Below are 17,503 nucleotides of genomic sequence, written 5' to 3' on the forward strand. Positions count from 1 at the left end.
TATAGATACATCTTAACACATTTGAAAGGAAGTAATATAGCATGTTATACCGATTCTCACATAAGACTGGCGCTTACGGCGTTACAATTAAAGAAGAGAATGACGACCAAGTTCTAGTTCAAGTTGAGCAAGTGATTAAACATCCAAAACAAGGTGATTTACATAATCCAGGACAAACTGAAGGTGTCTTTTTCCATGAAAGACGTGCTCTAAGTCATTATGAGAAACGTTATGCAACGCGTTCACAATTGCGTGAGTTTAATGTTGAGGAAATGACTTATGAATCGTCACTTCAACAAGCTATTACAAAAATGGAAAATGATTTAAAACAGCAAAATACTGAATTTGCAAAACTAGCCTTAAACAATCTTGAAAATTTAAAAAATGACTATTCAATTCAATATAAACAAAAATTTTTATAGGTCATTTGAACGTGTTTCTTCTTATTTAACAAGTTCTGAAAAATCACTACTCATATGCGTTTTCGTCGTTTTTCAGAACAATATGATTCATGTATAATATATTTCATAAATATTTTTTAAGGAGGATAACATAGTGAGTTTGTTACATATTGCGGTCATTTTACCGTTAATATTTGCACTCATTATTCCAATTCTATATCGATTCTTTAAAAAGATTCATTTAGGTTGGTTTGTATTACCTATTCCTGTTGTCTTATTTATCTATTTCTTATCTCTTATTTCGACTACTCAGTCAGGTAATACAGTAATAAAAACATTAAACTGGATGCCACATATAGGTATGAATTTTGATTTGTATCTTGACGGCTTAAGCATTTTATTCAGTTTACTTATAACAGGTATAGGATCGTTAGTGGTTTTATATTCCATTGGTTACTTAAGTAAATCTGAACAGCTTGGTAATTTTTATTGTTATTTATTACTATTTATGGGTGCAATGTTAGGCGTTGTCCTTTCAGACAATTTAATAATTCTATATCTATTTTGGGAATTGACTTCGTTTTCAAGTTTTTTACTTATCTCTTTCTGGAGAGAAAAAAAGGCATCTATTTATGGTGCACAGAAGTCATTAATCATTACCGTATTTGGTGGATTAAGTTTATTAGGGGGATTCATTTTAATTTCTCTAGCAGGTGATTCACTTAGCTTACACGAGCTAATTGCTAATGCATCTGAGATTCAACATAGTCCATTCTTTATCTTCGCAATGGTACTTATTATGCTGGGTGCATTTACTAAATCTGCACAAGTTCCATTTTATATTTGGTTGCCTGACGCTATGGAAGCACCTACCCCAGTCAGTGCATATCTACACTCGGCAACAATGGTAAAAGCAGGATTATATTTAGTTGCACGTGTTACACCGCTTTTTGCGATATCACAAGGATGGATTTGGACAATTACTTTAGTTGGTCTAATCACACTTTTCTGGGCATCTTTAAATGCAACAAAACAACAAGATTTGAAAGGTATACTTGCATTCTCAACAGTATCTCAACTTGGCATGATTATGTCGATGTTAGGTATTGGTGCCGTAAGTTATCATTTCGAGGGAAGTCAAAGCCAATTGTACATTGCTGGTTTTACTGCAGCAGTATTTCATCTAGTGAATCACGCCACATTTAAAGGTGCGTTATTCATGATTACAGGTGCTGTAGATCATGTTACAGGCACAAGAGATGTTAAAAAACTTGGTGGTTTACTAACGATTATGCCTATTTCATTTACAATTACTGTTATTACAGCATTAAGTATGGCAGGTATTCCACCGTTTAACGGCTTCCTTTCTAAAGAAAAATTTCTTGAAGCCATGATTGAGATTTCTCACGCTAATGTTTTCAGTTTAGATACATTAGGTATTGTTTTTCCTATTTTAGCTATTGTGGGTAGTATATTTACGTTTGTTTATTCAATTAAATTTATTATGTATATTTTCTTTGGTAAACATCAACCGAATGCTTTACCTAAAAAAGCACATGAAGCTTCAATATTAATGTTATTATCTCCAATCATTTTAGCAGTACTCGTTGTTGTCTTTGGGTTATTCCCAGGATTATTAACGCAATCTATTGTAGAACCAGCGACTACTGCAATTAGTGGTATGAGTAATGTTAATGCGGAATTCCATTTATTCCATGGTATTACGCCTGCATTTATTTCAACATTAATTATTTGGATATTAGGTATTCTTTTATTACTAACATTTAGTTATTGGATCAGACTCTTACACGCTCAGCCAACACGTCTAACATTAAATCATTGGTACGATTCTACTGGAAAATACTTGCCTAATTATTCAGCGAATATGACGAATAGTTATGTAAATGGTTATGTTAGAGATAGCTTAGTCATTATATTTGGTATGCTTATTGTCGTTACGATTGTGACGTTACTAAGTGTTCCTTTTGACTTTAATTTTAAAGATATAAATAATATTCATATTTATGAAATAGCGATTTTAATATTATTAATTATCGCGGCATTTATGGTTGTTATTGCTAAATCACGTTTGTTTAGCGTTATCATGCTAGGTGTGGTCGGTTATTCAGTATCTGTGTTATTTGTATTTTTCAAAGCACCAGACCTTGCCTTAACACAGTTCGTAGTAGAATCGATTTCTACAGCGTTATTCTTATTATGTTTCTATCATTTACCTAATTTAAATCGTTATAATGAAACACGGTCATTTAAATTAACGAACGCACTTATTTCAATTGGTGTCGGACTTGTTGTCATTATCTTAGGTTTAATTGCATACGGAAACAGACATTTTACATCTATTGGAGAATACTATAAAGCACATGTTTATGATTTAGCTCACGGTAAGAACATGGTAAATGTCATACTTGTTGACTTCCGTGGTATGGATACTTTATTTGAATCATCTGTATTAGGTATTGCCGGTTTAGGTGTCTATACAATGATTAAGTTGCGTCGTAAACATCAATCAAGTGAGGTGAAGAGTGATGAACAGACAGAACAATAATTTAATGTTTCAATATGCTGCTGTTATTATCGCCTTTCTAATCGCCTTATTTGGGGTCACTTTATTCTTTGCAGGACATTATACACCTGGTGGTGGCTTCGTAGGTGGCTTACTATTATCATGTGCACTAACTATCATCGCAATTGCGTTTGATATTAAAACGATGGAAAAGGTGTTTCCGTGGGATTTTAAAATTTTAATTGGAATAGGCTTATTATTCTGTGTTGGTACTCCATTAGCGAGTTGGTTCTATGGTGAAAACTTTTTCACACACACGGAATTTAATATACCGTTGCCCCTACTTCAACCTGTTCATATGAACACACCGATGTTCTTTGATTTCGGAGTTCTTTGCGCAGTAGTTGGAACGATTATGACAATTATTATAACGATTGGAGAGAGCGAATAGTGGAAATAATCATGATATTTGTATGTGGCATCCTCGCTTCAATTAGTGTCTATCTCGTTTTATCTAAAAGTTTGATACGAATTGTTATGGGGACAACTTTAATTACACATGCATCAAATTTATTTTTAATTACCATGGGTGGATTGAAACATGGCGAAATGCCAATCTATGAAAAAAATATTAGTCAATATGTCGATCCCATCCCCCATGCATTAATACTAACGGCAATCGTTATCGCTTTTGCGACAACTGCCTTTTTCTTAGTCTTAGCATTTAGAACATACAAAGAATTAGGTACTGACAACGTAGAAAGAATGAAAGGAGTGTTAGATGATGATTGAAAATAACTTAGTCGTCCTTTCATTAGTCGTACCTATCTTTACAGCAATTATATTGGTCTTTTTAGGACAACGTTATCGTGCGAAACGATATGTCACTTTAACTGGTCTAGTCCTGACACTAATAGTGGCAATAATCAATTTAAGAAATGTATATGTCGATGGTCCGCTTAAAGTAGAATTGGGTTCTTGGCCTGCACCTTATGGCATTATCTTTTTACTAGATAGTTTTAGTGCAATGTTGATTGTGACTAGTATCATTATCACCATTTTAATTACTGCATTTTCAAATACCACAGCAGGAATTGATAGAGAACGTTATTATTATCACTTCTCTATCACATTTATGTTAGTAGGAATTATAGGTGCATTTACAACTGGAGATATATTTAACTTATTTGTATTTTTCGAAGTCTTCCTAATGTCATCTTACGCACTACTTGTACTAGGTGGCACTCAAATTCAATTACGTGAAACTGTCAAATATTTATTAGTTAATATAGTTACCTCAACATTCTTTGTAATTGCAGTAGCGATTTTATATTCCATCGTTGGTACGTTAAACATGGCAGATATTAGTGAAAAATTATCTACATTGTCTAACACACATAGCGGACTCTTAAGTATAGTCTTTATTTTATTTATCTTCGTGTTCGCAACTAAAGCTGGTGCTTTCCCTATGTACGTATGGTTGCCAGGTTCATATTATGCACCACCATTTGCAATCATTGCATTTTTTGGTGCTCTACTAACAAAAGTAGGCGTATATGCGATTTTAAGAACTTTAAGCTTGTTCTTCCACAACACAATGAGTTTCTCGCACTATACAATTTTATTCTTAGCGTTATTGACGATCATTTTTGGTTCGGTCGGTGCGATTGCATACGATGACACTAAAAAGATAATTATTTATAATATCATGATTGCAGTCGGAGTTATCTTAGTTGGCGTAGCAATGATGAATGAAGCAGGTATTATAGGTGCGATTTACTACACAATTCATGACATGTTAGTCAAAACTGCCCTATTTTTACTTATAGGTGTGATGTATCAAATTACGAAATCTACAAGTCTTAAAGACTTTGGCGGTTTAATTAAACACTACCCTGTACTAGGATGGACTTTCTTCATCGCAGCGCTAAGTCTCGCTGGTATACCACCTCTAAGTGGTTTTTATGGTAAATATTACATTGTACAAGCAACCTTTGAAAAAGGGTTTTATGTAAGTGGTATTATCGTATTACTTTCAAGTTTAGTTGTGCTATATTCAGTCATTCATATTTTCTTAAAAGGCTTTTTCGGGAAACCTAGAGGTTATGAGCCTACTCAAAGTGTTAACGTTAAACACGCTACTACTATTTCAATAATTGCTGTCGTCATCACAGTCGTATTTGGATTATCTGCTGATTTATTATATCCATTGATTTCTGAGGCGGCTCAATCGTTTTACGATCCTAGCATCTATATTGAGAGTGTCTTAGGAGGTAGATCATAATGGCTATTCAAATTATTTTAAACTTTATCTTAGCTTTTATTTGGATTTTCTTAAGTGGTAGCTATACATTAAATAACCTCTTACTCGGTTTCATACTAGGACTCGGATTTGTATATTTATTTAGTAGAATATTACCAGGAAGATTTTATTTCATAAAAATTTATAAGATATTAAAATTAGCGGTTGTATTTTTTGTAGAATTATTAAAAGCTAATATCGACGTTTTAAAAATTGTTCTACAACCTAAACTTAAGAATGAGCCAGGTTTCTTCGTATATCACACTGATTTAAAAACTGATTGGCAAATCGTTTTATTATCTAATTTAATAACATTGACGCCAGGAACAGTCGTATTAGGTATTAGTGATGATAGAAGAAAAATATATATTCACTCTATAGATTTCAGTACTAAAGAAGAAGAAGTTGAAGGTATAAAATCTTCATTAGAGAGAGTAGTTAGAGAGGTGGGCGAAGACTAATGGTAAAAATCATCATGATTATTGCTTTAATTGTTGTTGCAATATCAATGTTAGCGATGTTTGTATGTATCATCAAAGGTCCCACATTAGCCGATAGAATTTTAGCGCTTGATGCAATCGGTTTACAACTAATGGCGTGTATCGCGTTATATAGTATATTCATAGGTTCAGAATATTTACTCGTTGCTATTTTATTAATTGGTATTTTGGCCTTTTTAGGAACAGCCGTCTTCTCAAAATATATGGATAAAGGTAAGGTGATCGAACGTGATAACGAACATCATCATTAGTTTAGCAGTTATCTTTGTCATTTTAGGAGCTATTATAAGTGCCGTTACTGCTATTGGTATTATAAGATTAAAAGATATTTATTCGCGTGGCCATGCTGCAGGCAAATCAGCAACTTTAGGTGCTATTTTTCTATTGTTTGGCACATTCTTATACTTTATCGCTACAGATGGATATATTAATATGCAATTAATCTTTGGTATTCTTTTTATTCTTATAACTGGCCCACTTTCAAGTCATTTAATAATGAGAGCAGCATATAATAATAAAACACCTTATACTAAAGATACGAAAATCGATGAACTAAAAAATGAATTTAAAGATAAAATGATTTAACTAATACAAGCAACTGACTAAATTGAAAAAGTTCTTATAGCAAACTTTATATAGCTCAAACCACAATTGCGGGCGGGGACAGAATTCAAAATGATTTCTGTCCCCGCCCTTTTTTATTGTCTAGTCTACATATTTATGATAATATAAATCGTAATTATTACGTTTTATAAAGAAAGAAGTGTTATTATGCATTGGACAATTATCGGTGGCGGTTTACAAGGTACAACAATTGCGATTCAACTAAGAGAATTAGGGCTATCTAGAGATAAATTAACAATTATAGACCCTTATGCCACACTATGTGAACAATTTAATGATTTTTCTCATCGTATCAGCATGCCCTATTTGCGTTCACCAATTGTACATCACATCCACCCTAACCCATTCCATTTAAAACAATTCGCTAAAGTTCAACAATATGCGCACGGTACATATGGTCAATACCAACGTCCACAAACAGATATGTTTATGCATCATGTTCACGAACAAGTTCATCATTATGATTTAAACGAAAATCATATTCAAGGCTATGTAGAAGCATTAGCAAAGAAAGATGGGCAATGGCAAATACAATTAAATGATAATCAAGTCATACACACGGATTGCGTTATATTAGCAAATGGATGTACGCATAAACCTTACATTCCTAATATTTATCAAGATGCTGATGATGTATGCCACATCTTCGATAAATCATTTAATACAACTATGTATGGACATAGTTCTCACGTTATAGGAAGTGGTATTTCTGCTGCACATTTAACTTTAAAACTTATAAATCAATCTCATGATAAAGTTATTCATTTATGGATGAATAAAGACATTGATATCCAACATTTCGATGCAGATCCAGGTTGGTTAGGTCCTAAAAATATGAATCACTTTTTAAATATTGAATCCTCTTTAGAACGGCAGTCTATCATTCAACACGAAAGACATAAAGGTTCAATGCCTAGAGAGTTATATTTACGACTTAAGAAACATATTCAATCTGGACGACTTATAATTCATAAAGAGAATATTTTATCAGTTGACCAACATCAAATTCATACAGAACAAGCGGCTGTCCCGTATGATTTCATTTTATTAGCAACCGGTTTTGAACCAACACTATTAAAACAGCCTATGATTCAATCATTAATTAAAAATGAAGATGCACCTTTAACACATTGTGGATTACCTTCTATTAGTTCTGAATTAGAGTGGTTACCTCAATTGTTTGTGTCAGGTGGTTTAGCAGATTTAGAACTGGGTCCTTTTGCTAGAAATATCATGGGTGGAAGAGAAGCCGCTCAAAGAATTAAGCAGGCCTATAAACGTTTATCGGCTCAACCTATCCAAAAACATGCTTAATTTCATTAGAAGTAATTGTCAACGTAACAACTATAAACTATTTTTAAATGCGATCTCTTGTATATTTCTTATAAAAAAGCAGGCGCAGGACAGAATTCTTTATGAATTTACCGTCCCACGCCTGCGTTCTTTCTTAGACAAATACTTTTACAATTAGGATATTTAAAACGATGCTTAATCGAACTAAAGCAGCGTTTGGTATTTTATTGCTTTAAAAGTTTAATTCCAATTGTTCCTCTCATAACACTTATCAATTGGCCTTGTTCACTTTTTATTTCTATATTCCAAACTTGAGTTGTACTTCCTTTATGAATAATCGTTGCTGTAGCAATAACACGACCTTCTTTAACCGAATGAATATGATTAGCATTCATTTCTAAACCTAGTGGTATGAACGAATTCGTATCGATTAGATTAGCAGCGCCTAATGAACACGCTGTTTCACCTAAAGCAATTGTTGCACCACCATGCAAATAACCAAATGGTTGTTTAACTTTATCAGTAACAGGCATTGAAATTACTACTTTACCCTCTGATGTTTCTTCAATCTGCATTTCGAACGTTTCCAATAAGTTAGTCATTTAATTGTTCACCTCATTACACCTATAATATCATAGCTGCAATCGTACCAAATACCATTAAAGGTATATTATAGAATAAGAAATTCGGGATACATGTATCGCGAATATGGTCATGCTGTCCATCCACATCTAACCCAGCTGTTGGCCCTAGTGTAGAATCACTTGCAGGAGATCCTGAATCACCTAAAGCACTCGCAGTTCCTACTAGAGCGATTAGAGCCATAGTGCTTAAGCCGAGTGAAGCACCAAGTGGAATAAATAATGTCGCAATTATAGGAATCGTTGCAAATGATGAACCAATTCCTAAAGTTACAATTAAACCAATAATGTACATGATGACAATACTTAATAACTTGTGACCACTTGAAATGTCAGTCAAACTTGATACTAATTTTTCGATATCTCCTGTTGCATTCATGACACCTGCGAAACCATTAGCTGAAAGAATAACAACACCTATAAATGACATGATTTTAATACCTTCAACAAATTGACTATCCAATTCTCTCCATTTGTAGACACCTGAAACAAAGAATACGAGTACACCTGCTAATGCACCAAAAATCATTGAATCTGTAAAAGTTTGAACTAAGAATGTAGCTAATATAGCGACTATTGTAACTACGAGTACATAAGGTTTAATTTCATTAATTGTATTCTCATCTTCCACATAAGTTTCTGTTTTATATTCTCGTGGTTTACGGTAATAAAACATACCCAAGATTAAACCAACAATATAACCAAGTGAAGGAATCAACATGGCTTTCCAAATCATATTAAATTCGATAGGATGATGTGCTTTTTGGAAACCGCTTTGAATAATTTGGTGGAAAATTTGTCCAAAGCCATATGGTAATAAGACATATGGCCAACATAAACCAAATCCGATGACTAGAGCAATAAGTCTTCTATCAATTTTCAAATCATTAAACAGACTTAATAGTGGTGGTATAACTATTGGAATGAACGCAATGTGAACCGGTATAAGGTTCTGACTCATTATACTCATCGCAAGTAAAGCTATGATAATAATGATTTTTACTTTTATTCTTGATAGTCTGCTATTTTCAGAGTGAATTGCGCGGATTATCTTAGTTACAAGATAATCTGTAATACCACTATATGAAATCAATGCTGCAAATCCACCCAATAATGCATAGCTTAGCGCTACCTCGGAACCGTCTACAATATTTTTTCCAAATACACTGATTACCTTTTCAACACTCATTCCAGAAATGAGACCGCCTACTAATGCACTAATGAACAGACTAATAACTACATTTAGTCTACATAAGCATAAAACAATCATTAATAATACGGCTATTACAACTGCATTAAACATAACAACACATCCTTTATCTCTCTACCGAACTAAAGTATTTAATATGTTCCTTATCATACCAAGTAGCTGATACGTTGTCAATGTAGAATTACATTCTAAGTTAATAAGATTATGCTTATTAAATAAGGAGTAAAAACATGCAACAGCACATGTTTCTACTCCTTAACCAAATAATTTCTACTTTTCTATTTATCTTAACCAATTTAATACAGTAGTAATCATGCTGCCAGTTGGGCCTTTTGGACCTTTATAGCTCGTCTTGTTAGTTGTCGCAGGACCAGCAATATCGAAATGGATATGTGGTGTAGATCCACTAAAATGAGTAATAAATGTGGCTGCAAAGAGTGCTTTTCCATGACCGTTTGTATGATTGACCAAATCTGCAACGTCAGATTGACGTATTAATCGTTGCTCAGTTTGAGTCATAGGTAATTCAAAAGCATATTCATCCATTTCTTTAGCACTAACTCGTATTTCCTCAATCTCTTTATCTGCATTAGAGTTAAATAAAGCTGCTTTATCTTCACCTAGTGCTGCAACTGCAGCTCCTGTTAATGTAGCGAAATCTAAAATAATCTTAGGTTGAAATTGATTAGCATAGAATACAGCATCTCCTAGTACTAGACGCCCTTCCGCATCACTATTTAACATTTCAACTGTTTCACCACTCAATGCCGTCAATACATCATCAGGTTTCATTGCATTACTGCTGATCATATTTTCAGCAGAAGCAATAACTCCTACAATATTGATAGGAAGTTGCAAGCGTGATATCGCATCAATCATTCCAACTACATTAGCTGCGCCACACATATCAAATTTCATAGTCTGCATACCTATCTTCGATTTAATGCTATAGCCACCTGAATCATATGTAATCCCTTTTCCTACTAATGCAATTGGTGCGTCTTCAATGTCACCACCATTATATGTCATAGTTATTACAACAGGAGGATTTTCCGACCCTTTACCAACAGCATGAATAAGTCCGAATCCTTCATCTAATAATTGTTTTCCATCTTTAATATCAACTTTTACTGATGTTTGATCAAAGTGTTGCGTAACCTGTTCAGCAAAATAATTAGGCGTCAGTATATTAGGTGGCATATTGCTATAGTCACGTGCAACATTAACCGATTGTCCGATTACAGCACCATTGATAAAATATCGATGCAAGTCTTCTTTATTCGTACTTATGTTTAACTCTAATTGATAGGGTGCAGATTTATCAGATTTATAGTTGTCAAAACTATAAACTGCCTGTTCACTTTGTAGTCCCATAACCTCTGCGACTTTGGTTTGCTCCATTTTCTTTGAAATCAATGAATCGAATAATACATCTGCTTCAGTTACACGTTCTTCTTTTAAAAATTGAAATAAATTGCCGAAAGCTCTCAATAGCGCACCATAATCAAGCGTCTTTAAATTTCCTAATCCAATAGTAATAAGTCGTTTTGATGAGTCTTTTAAAGGTAACAAAGTTGAAGATATTTTACCTAATTGACTACTAATTAAATGATGATGACGGTATGTATCAATTTGTTTTGTTATATCTTCATTATTGTAACTAATATAACCAAGTTGATTGATGTGATCAGGCAACCCTATAATAAGTACTTCTGAATTTAAAACTGTATTACTTATATTGAAATTAACCATAACCTCTACACTTCCTTTTTATATCATATAAAAGAAGGAGTGGAACAGAATTCACAATGAATTCGTTGTTCCACCCCCATAAGGATGACTAGAAATGAGAAAAGCTTGATTTATGTGCTTTTTCAGTTCAGTCAGCTACTGCGAATTTGCATTGTAGCTTTAAATTAATATTTATTTTCAAAATCATATTAGATAATTTATATTAGAAACTTAGAATTTACCTTTTTTGAATGCTAAGCCTACGCCACCGATTTTGAATACTGCACGAGTATCGATAACTTTTTTCATGAATGCAGCTTTTTTACCAGTAATGTCTCTACCGTATACGATACCAACACCATCATGTGCACCTAATGAACATACAGTACCACGATCAACATATTCAAAGTCTGTAGCTGCTTGACCGTTTAAGATGTTTTTAATGCTTTTCGCAACGTGTTCACCTTGTTGCATTGCAATTTGTGCTGTAGTTGGTAATGGACGTTCTTCACCAGCTGGGATGAATGCTGAAACGTCACCAATAACAAAGATATCATCATGACCTTCAATAGTTAAATCTTGTTTAGTCACGATACGACCACGTTTAACACCTTCGAATGATTCTTCCATTAATTTACTACCACGAACACCAGCAGCCCAGATTGCTGTGCCAGCTTCTAATTGTTGTTCTTGATCATTAATTTTAACTACGAAACCTTTTTCGTTACAAGCAACGATTGGTGTAGCAATTTTGAATTCAACACCACGGTCTTCTAAGTAGTTAACTGCGTAATTAACTAATTCATCAGAGAACATTGGTAACATTTTTGGTGCAGCTTCAACACAAGTTACTCTAACTTTGTTTTGATCAACACCGTATTTATTACATAATTCAGGAATTCTTTCAGTTAATTCACCTAAGAATTCGATACCTGTAAAGCCTGCACCACCAACTAAGATAGCTAAGTCTTTATCATCTTTTTCTTTAGAAGCTGCATAGTTTGCAAATTTATCTTCGATGTGACGAGATAATTTACGTGCAGTTTCAATATTTTCAATTTGGAATGCATAGTCTTTCATACCATTAATACCAAATGTTTCACTTTCGAAACCTAATGCTACTACTAAAATGTCGTAATCATAGATACCGTGATTAGTTTCTACTTTTTTAGCGTTACGGTCGATTTTAGTTACTTCTGCATTGATAAATTTAACTTTATCTTCTTTAATTACACTTTCAATTGGGTAAATTAAATCTTCATAGTTTAATGTACCAGCTGAAGCTTCATGTAACCAAGTTGCTTCGTAGTGATATTTATTTTTGTTAATTAATGTAATATACGCTTCGTCAGCAGAAAGTTCTTTTTGTAATTTAGTTACTGTTTGTAAACCAGCATAACCTGCACCTAAAACAAGTACTTTTTTACGATCTTGTGCCATTTCATTCACCTAAGCTTTCATAATTATTTTCTTAAATGTAGAAAAAGGCTACAAATTTCAGAACATAACAAAGTTCAGATGTAACAATATATTTTACCTTAATATATGTTTATCTGATTCATTTAAAAGACTTTGCACTTAACCTATTGTTCATCCCCATTTATAGTCTTAGTCAACACTTTCATTTTCAGTTCGATTTTATGAACTTTAGTTCACAAAAAAGACAAAGTTCAATCCATCTTCAATTTTATAGCTTTTATAGTTCATTTTCAAGCAACAACAAGACTATTATTAAAATAATCATATTATCCTGAAAATTACTGTCTTAAAGGATTACCCTTAGTGATAAATTACTTGCAATTATATTAGCATTCTTCCGGATTTCCAGCTACTTTAGCAGTTCTAAATGAACTACCACAACCACATGAAGCGATTGCATTAGGGTTATCAATTTGGAATCCTCCACCCATTAAAGATTGTTTGAAATCAATTGTCGTACCATTTAATACAGGCACATCATATTTGTCTACTAATACTTTTAATCCATAAAATTCAAGTACTTCATCATTTTCTCCTGGTTGTTCTTCAGCTGACATACCATATGTTAGACCTGTACAGCCGCCACCGTTTACTTTAATCTTTAAATATCCATCTTCCATGTCATTACTTTTCAACATATCTTTTACTTCATAAGCTGCTGCTTCAGTTAATGTTACAGTTGACATAAACCATTCCTCCTATAATAAGTTAGTAAAGTCATTCTCTTCTATATGTTTATAAATATTATTTAATAACTCATCTGGTGTATCACCTTCAACAGTATCACCATCTACCAATGCATACAACCCACATGAACATACGCCACAATTATTTAAACATCCGTATTCTAATACATCCACATCAGGATCATTCTCAAGTTTATCGTAAACGTAGTCTCCACCTTTTGCCATATTTGAAATGCAAAATTCGACTAATGGAAACATACTTCACCTTCTTCTTCATTTTTTAATTATATTATTATAACAAATCTTAACTTGGACTGCATTGTCCTCGCTCATCATTTTCATATTATTTAGAACAACAATACACACCTATATCTTTAGCTTAGTTTCCCTACCACACATTTCATTGTAGTCATTTTAAAAAAAAGATATAATAACCATATACATATATCATACACTTTATTGTTAGGGGCAATAAATGTGGTTGATAAACTACTTTGATTGTTTGAAATTTTTAAATAAAAGTTTCAAACAATTTACTAAAGTTTGCTTAATTCAAAGGGTATTAGTCAAAATTATTTCGGAATAACAAATTTTTATAAAGGGGTATAACAGATGAAAAATTTAGTATTACTTGGTGGCGGCTATGGTAATATGCGTATCATGTCGCGTATCTTACCTGATGCATTACCAGAAAATTATACTTTAACGTTAATTGATCGTATGCCATTCCATGGCTTGAAACCAGAATTTTATGCTTTAGCTGCGGGTACTAAGTCTGATAGTGATGTTCGTATGAATTTTCCTGATTCAAAACGCGTTAATACAATTTATGGAGAAATTAATGATATTGATTTAGATGCTCAAATCGTATCTGTTGGTAATACAAAAGTAGATTATGATGAATTAGTTATTGGCTTAGGTTGTGAAGATAAATATCATAATGTTCCTGGTGCTGAGGAATACACGCATAGTATTCAAACACTCTCCAAAGCGCGCGAAACATTTCATAGTATTAGTGAATTACCTAGTGGCGCCAGTGTAGGTATTGTTGGTGCTGGCTTAAGCGGCATCGAGTTAGCAAGTGAGCTTCGTGAAAGTCGTGAAGATTTAGAAGTCATACTATATGACCGTGGTGAGCGAATTTTAAGGAATTTCCCTGAAAAATTAAGCAATTATATCGCTAAATGGTTCCGTGAAAACAATGTTAAAGTAGTGCCTAATTCTTTAATTGATAAAGTGGAACCAGGAAAAATCTATAATAGTGGTACACCAGAAAATGTTGATTTAGTTGTCTGGACTGCTGGAATTCAACCGGTTGAAGTTGTAAGACATTTACCGATTGATATCAATCGAAGTGGACGTGTCATCATCAACCAATATCATCAAGTTCCAACATACCTTAATGTATTTATAGTCGGAGATTGTGCTGATTTACCTCATGCACCAAGTGCACAATTAGCTGAAGTTCAAGGTGATCAAATCGCTGATGTACTTAAGAAACAATGGAATAATGAACCATTACCAGATAAAATGCCTGAATTAAAAGTACAAGGTTTCCTTGGTTCTCTTGGCGAGAAAAAAGGCTTTGCCTATATTATGGACCGTACAGTTACCGGACGTCTTGCTCATATACTTAAATCGGGCGTCTTATGGTTATATAAATACCATAATGGTTAGTATTAAAATATGGGGTACAGTTTGGGACATAAATAATATAATAATGCTATTTAGCAAATTCGCAGTAGCTGACTGAACTGAGAAGGCGCTTAAATCAAGCTTTTCTCAGTTCTAGTCATCCTTGCGGGCGGGGCCCCAGCAAAGAGAATTTCATCAAGAAATTCTACAAGCAAAGCAAGCTGGGAGTGGACGACGAATTTTAAAAGAATTCTGTCCCACTCCCTACCCCAACCTCTTTTTCTCAAGAATTATACTTTAAATTATTTTGCAAAATGTTTATCTACAAAGTTTGTAATTTGCTTTGTTTGAATGTAACCATCTGCTACATACTCATCATTCATTGTAATTAAAGGATAAAATAACTCATCTTCCTCAATTTGTTCAATATACTGTTGGTCATGATCACTTAGATTATCTGTTTGATTTTGAAAATCAATGTATGTGTATTCAAATTGAATGTCTGGATACTTTCTTTCTAATAAAGGCTTAATCCATTCAAATGTATTAATAGATGTTGGTGCATTGACGCAACTTGCACATACGACATCAGCGCCATATACTATCACGCTTACTTTAGTCATACTCAAATCCCCCGTTTTGTTTTATAGATTTTTCTTTCTTTATCTATTATAATAAATTAATAATGAATTTATGAAGTAATTTACTTGAAAGGAGACATATCTCATGCCTACTGAGAATGCAACAATGTTTGATCAAGTAGCTGAAGTCATTGAACGTTTACGTCCATTTTTATTACGTGATGGTGGAGACTGTACATTAGTAGATGTAGAAGATGGTATCGTGAAATTACAATTACACGGAGCTTGTGGTACTTGTCCTAGCTCAACAATCACATTAAAAGCCGGCATTGAACGTGCGTTACACGAAGAAGTTCCAGGCGTTATTGAAGTTGAACAAGTATTCTAAGCGTCTAACATATATGATATATATCCAATAAAGCACCAACGCGCAGAGTTCTTAAACTCTGCGCGTTGGTGCTTTTGTTAATTATTGGTGTTAATGTTGTTTATTATAATCTTTGTTATGCGGGTTTTTGTCATCATTCATATGTTGAACAATATGTTGGTTCATGTGAGCCCAACCTTTCCAACCTACGTGAACGACATCACTAAGAACATATTTCTCATAATCTTTATCTGACATATCATACACCTTACCACCATGTGCTACTACAGTTTGATGTATTTTCTTATAGACTGGTTCTCTTGTTGAGCGTTCAATACCTAAGTGATCATACCATTTACCATTCACCGGTAAAATAACATATTGTACGTCTGCACCTGCATTATGCATTGTATCCACTAACAATGATAAATCATTAAATTCTGGAGAGTTCATTTTAAACTCATATTTACGATGATTCATTGGCTTTTTATGCATAAGTTTTTCCCAATATTCATTACGTATTCCATAATTATTTGATGATGAGCGTTTCTCACCTAATGTCACAGCTTTATCTTGCATTTCCTGCCATGATACATTTGGCTCAGTCACAGGTTTCACATTTGATAATGGCGACTTATCTAATGAGAAGTAAGTTTTAATCGCTTCAATTTTTAATAGCTGATTCTCTTTAAAACGAGAAACATAGTTACCATCTACTTCACCGTGATTATTTACGACGTCTTTCAAGAATTCTTTATTCGACGCACTTTTAAATTGTAATAAGCGTTTGGCGTATCTCTCTTTTAATTCTGAAGGCATATCTTTTTGTTGAAATAACTGATTAATTTGATTTGGTGTTGTACGTGCTGCAAAATCACGATCATTAACACCATGTGTACTAAACCATTGTGGTGAAATAATAAATGTCATCTTTTTCCCTTTTAGTTGATCATATTGACCAGCTAATTCAATTGCATTGATTAAATCTGTATTACCACCCGTACCAATTAGAAAAATTGGTTTAGTATGTTTTCTATGATTTAGAGCAAATGCAGGGTTAAATGGATCTAATTTATTTAGTTCACTTGACCCATATATTGGATAATATTTATCACTACTAAATAGTTTATTTTGAATGAGCGTACCTTTAAGAACTTGATCTGTTAAAGATATTCTATTATTAGCGACAGCCTTGTTTGTAACTAATCCAGTAAACCAGCTAGCAGGCATTAACACGAAGGCTAGAAATAAAATGCCGCTAATAATAATTGGTAAAAATGGTTTTAATTTCATCGTAATTCTTCTAATGCTTCAACAATTTTGTTTGGAGTTGCCCACTCATCACGATCGAAATCCATGATAGATACTTCAATGCCTAATCTGTTTTGAATCTCAAGTAATAAACCTACCGTTTGGAATGAATCGATGATACCCTCTTCGAAGATTTCAACATCAGGGTTCTCTTTTACAACATCATTTTCTGCCACATCAGCTAATAAATCTAATACTTGTTCTTTAAATTCCATAAT

Annotated in this window: 20 protein-coding genes; 11 read left to right on the plus strand and 9 right to left on the minus strand. The window is 33.3% G+C overall.

Features of this window, described 5'->3' with window-relative positions; all coding sequences use genetic code 11:
* The first annotated feature begins 41 nt into the window (after positions 1–41).
* The 9 genes from kapB to SBL15_RS01645 all read left to right on the plus strand — a co-directional run bounded on the left by kapB (position 42) and on the right by SBL15_RS01645 (position 7,665).
* Positions 42–422 carry a sporulation phosphorelay system protein KapB gene (gene kapB, locus SBL15_RS01605; protein WP_107611961.1) on the plus strand — a complete coding sequence of 127 codons (381 nt, stop codon included), beginning with the start codon at positions 42–44 and terminating at the stop codon, positions 420–422.
* Between the two features lie 133 nt (positions 423–555).
* Positions 556–2,967 carry a Na+/H+ antiporter subunit A gene (locus SBL15_RS01610; protein ID WP_107613997.1) on the plus strand — a complete coding sequence of 804 codons (2,412 nt, stop codon included), beginning with the start codon at positions 556–558 and terminating at the stop codon, positions 2,965–2,967.
* A complete protein-coding gene (locus SBL15_RS01615; RefSeq protein ID WP_016931159.1) occupies positions 2,948–3,376 on the plus strand; it encodes a Na(+)/H(+) antiporter subunit B in 429 nt (142 codons plus the stop codon). Before SBL15_RS01610 ends, SBL15_RS01615 begins: the two co-directional genes overlap by 20 nt.
* Positions 3,376–3,717: a Na+/H+ antiporter Mnh1 subunit C gene (gene mnhC1 / locus SBL15_RS01620; RefSeq protein WP_011276268.1), complete on the plus strand. Its 342-nt coding sequence runs from the start codon at positions 3,376–3,378 to the stop codon at positions 3,715–3,717. Before SBL15_RS01615 ends, mnhC1 begins: the two co-directional genes overlap by 1 nt.
* On the plus strand, positions 3,710–5,209 hold the full coding sequence (locus tag SBL15_RS01625) for a Na+/H+ antiporter subunit D (protein ID WP_107611963.1): 1,500 nt from the start codon (positions 3,710–3,712) through the stop codon (positions 5,207–5,209). The genes mnhC1 and SBL15_RS01625 overlap by 8 nt, the downstream gene beginning before the upstream one ends.
* Complete coding sequence (locus tag SBL15_RS01630; RefSeq protein WP_037548993.1) at positions 5,209–5,688, plus strand: Na+/H+ antiporter subunit E; 480 nt, start codon at positions 5,209–5,211, stop codon at positions 5,686–5,688. The genes SBL15_RS01625 and SBL15_RS01630 overlap by 1 nt, the downstream gene beginning before the upstream one ends.
* Complete coding sequence (locus tag SBL15_RS01635; RefSeq protein ID WP_317954993.1) at positions 5,688–5,978, plus strand: Na(+)/H(+) antiporter subunit F1; 291 nt, start codon at positions 5,688–5,690, stop codon at positions 5,976–5,978. Before SBL15_RS01630 ends, SBL15_RS01635 begins: the two co-directional genes overlap by 1 nt.
* The gene (locus SBL15_RS01640) at positions 5,956–6,312 is read left to right on the plus strand and encodes a Na+/H+ antiporter subunit G1 (RefSeq protein WP_011276272.1); all 357 of its coding nucleotides are present in this window, start codon (positions 5,956–5,958) and stop codon (positions 6,310–6,312) included. Before SBL15_RS01635 ends, SBL15_RS01640 begins: the two co-directional genes overlap by 23 nt.
* Before the next feature lie 186 nt (positions 6,313–6,498).
* Positions 6,499–7,665 (plus strand): NAD(P)-binding domain-containing protein, encoded by a 1,167-nt coding sequence (locus SBL15_RS01645; RefSeq protein ID WP_107611964.1) that lies wholly within the window; start codon positions 6,499–6,501, stop codon positions 7,663–7,665.
* Between the two features lie 203 nt (positions 7,666–7,868).
* On the opposite strand, the gene SBL15_RS01650 is transcribed toward SBL15_RS01645, so the two are convergent.
* From SBL15_RS01650 to SBL15_RS01675, 6 genes are all read right to left on the minus strand, one after another.
* Positions 7,869–8,246, minus strand: coding sequence for a PaaI family thioesterase (locus SBL15_RS01650; RefSeq protein WP_037538741.1), 378 nt, complete (start codon positions 8,244–8,246; stop codon positions 7,869–7,871).
* Between the two features lie 22 nt (positions 8,247–8,268).
* Positions 8,269–9,588, minus strand: a complete 1,320-nt coding sequence (locus SBL15_RS01655; RefSeq protein WP_016931157.1) for a Na+/H+ antiporter family protein — start codon at positions 9,586–9,588, stop codon at positions 8,269–8,271.
* A 189-nt stretch (positions 9,589–9,777) separates the two neighbouring features.
* Positions 9,778–11,247 (minus strand): M17 family metallopeptidase, encoded by a 1,470-nt coding sequence (locus SBL15_RS01660; protein WP_107613499.1) that lies wholly within the window; start codon positions 11,245–11,247, stop codon positions 9,778–9,780.
* Between the two features lie 210 nt (positions 11,248–11,457).
* Positions 11,458–12,666, minus strand: a complete 1,209-nt coding sequence (locus tag SBL15_RS01665) for an NAD(P)/FAD-dependent oxidoreductase (RefSeq protein WP_107611966.1) — start codon at positions 12,664–12,666, stop codon at positions 11,458–11,460.
* Between the two features lie 365 nt (positions 12,667–13,031).
* A complete protein-coding gene (locus tag SBL15_RS01670; protein WP_037538972.1) occupies positions 13,032–13,391 on the minus strand; it encodes a HesB/IscA family protein in 360 nt (119 codons plus the stop codon).
* Positions 13,392–13,403: 12 nt separating this feature from the next.
* On the minus strand, positions 13,404–13,649 hold the full coding sequence (locus tag SBL15_RS01675) for a YuzB family protein (RefSeq protein ID WP_037538976.1): 246 nt from the start codon (positions 13,647–13,649) through the stop codon (positions 13,404–13,406).
* A 354-nt stretch (positions 13,650–14,003) separates the two neighbouring features.
* On the opposite strand from SBL15_RS01675, the gene SBL15_RS01680 reads away from it, so the two are divergent.
* Positions 14,004–15,068, plus strand: a complete 1,065-nt coding sequence (locus SBL15_RS01680) for an NAD(P)/FAD-dependent oxidoreductase (RefSeq protein ID WP_107611967.1) — start codon at positions 14,004–14,006, stop codon at positions 15,066–15,068.
* 260 nt (positions 15,069–15,328) lie between these two features.
* On the opposite strand, the gene SBL15_RS01685 is transcribed toward SBL15_RS01680, so the two are convergent.
* The gene (locus tag SBL15_RS01685) at positions 15,329–15,649 is read right to left on the minus strand and encodes a YuzD family protein (RefSeq protein ID WP_107611968.1); all 321 of its coding nucleotides are present in this window, start codon (positions 15,647–15,649) and stop codon (positions 15,329–15,331) included.
* 103 nt (positions 15,650–15,752) lie between these two features.
* Between SBL15_RS01685 and SBL15_RS01690 the strand changes: the two genes are divergently transcribed.
* A complete protein-coding gene (locus SBL15_RS01690; protein WP_002433501.1) occupies positions 15,753–15,995 on the plus strand; it encodes a NifU family protein in 243 nt (80 codons plus the stop codon).
* A 90-nt stretch (positions 15,996–16,085) separates the two neighbouring features.
* Here the strand turns inward: SBL15_RS01690 and dltD are convergent, their stop codons facing one another.
* Both dltD and dltC read right to left on the minus strand, forming a co-directional pair.
* Positions 16,086–17,267, minus strand: a complete 1,182-nt coding sequence (gene dltD / locus SBL15_RS01695) for a D-alanyl-lipoteichoic acid biosynthesis protein DltD (RefSeq protein ID WP_317954998.1) — start codon at positions 17,265–17,267, stop codon at positions 16,086–16,088.
* The gene (dltC, locus tag SBL15_RS01700; protein ID WP_011276285.1) at positions 17,264–17,500 is read right to left on the minus strand and encodes a D-alanine--poly(phosphoribitol) ligase subunit 2; all 237 of its coding nucleotides are present in this window, start codon (positions 17,498–17,500) and stop codon (positions 17,264–17,266) included. Before dltC ends, dltD begins: the two co-directional genes overlap by 4 nt.
* Between the last annotated feature and the right edge of the window lie 3 nt (positions 17,501–17,503).

The sequence above is a fragment of the Staphylococcus sp. NWU MKU2 genome (assembly GCF_033283605.1).
GTDB lineage: Bacteria > Bacillota > Bacilli > Staphylococcales > Staphylococcaceae > Staphylococcus > Staphylococcus haemolyticus.

Excerpts from the sequence above, each read along its gene's own strand:
- kapB (WP_107611961.1), top strand. The coding sequence starts at position 42 with ATGTTATACCGATTCTCACATAAGACTGGCGCTTACGGCGTTACAATT.
- SBL15_RS01615 (WP_016931159.1), top strand. The coding sequence starts at position 2,948 with ATGAACAGACAGAACAATAATTTAATGTTTCAATATGCTGCTGTTATT.
- SBL15_RS01625 (WP_107611963.1), top strand. The coding sequence starts at position 3,710 with ATGATTGAAAATAACTTAGTCGTCCTTTCATTAGTCGTACCTATCTTT.
- SBL15_RS01630 (WP_037548993.1), top strand. The coding sequence starts at position 5,209 with ATGGCTATTCAAATTATTTTAAACTTTATCTTAGCTTTTATTTGGATT.
- SBL15_RS01635 (WP_317954993.1), top strand. The coding sequence starts at position 5,688 with ATGGTAAAAATCATCATGATTATTGCTTTAATTGTTGTTGCAATATCA.
- SBL15_RS01645 (WP_107611964.1), top strand. The coding sequence starts at position 6,499 with ATGCATTGGACAATTATCGGTGGCGGTTTACAAGGTACAACAATTGCG.
- SBL15_RS01650 (WP_037538741.1), bottom strand. The coding sequence starts at position 8,246 with ATGACTAACTTATTGGAAACGTTCGAAATGCAGATTGAAGAAACATCA.
- SBL15_RS01655 (WP_016931157.1), bottom strand. The coding sequence starts at position 9,588 with ATGTTTAATGCAGTTGTAATAGCCGTATTATTAATGATTGTTTTATGC.
- SBL15_RS01660 (WP_107613499.1), bottom strand. The coding sequence starts at position 11,247 with ATGGTTAATTTCAATATAAGTAATACAGTTTTAAATTCAGAAGTACTT.
- SBL15_RS01665 (WP_107611966.1), bottom strand. The coding sequence starts at position 12,666 with ATGGCACAAGATCGTAAAAAAGTACTTGTTTTAGGTGCAGGTTATGCT.
- SBL15_RS01670 (WP_037538972.1), bottom strand. The coding sequence starts at position 13,391 with ATGTCAACTGTAACATTAACTGAAGCAGCAGCTTATGAAGTAAAAGAT.
- SBL15_RS01675 (WP_037538976.1), bottom strand. The coding sequence starts at position 13,649 with ATGTTTCCATTAGTCGAATTTTGCATTTCAAATATGGCAAAAGGTGGA.
- SBL15_RS01680 (WP_107611967.1), top strand. The coding sequence starts at position 14,004 with ATGAAAAATTTAGTATTACTTGGTGGCGGCTATGGTAATATGCGTATC.
- SBL15_RS01685 (WP_107611968.1), bottom strand. The coding sequence starts at position 15,649 with ATGACTAAAGTAAGCGTGATAGTATATGGCGCTGATGTCGTATGTGCA.
- SBL15_RS01690 (WP_002433501.1), top strand. The coding sequence starts at position 15,753 with ATGCCTACTGAGAATGCAACAATGTTTGATCAAGTAGCTGAAGTCATT.
- dltD (WP_317954998.1), bottom strand. The coding sequence starts at position 17,267 with ATGAAATTAAAACCATTTTTACCAATTATTATTAGCGGCATTTTATTT.
- dltC (WP_011276285.1), bottom strand. The coding sequence starts at position 17,500 with ATGGAATTTAAAGAACAAGTATTAGATTTATTAGCTGATGTGGCAGAA.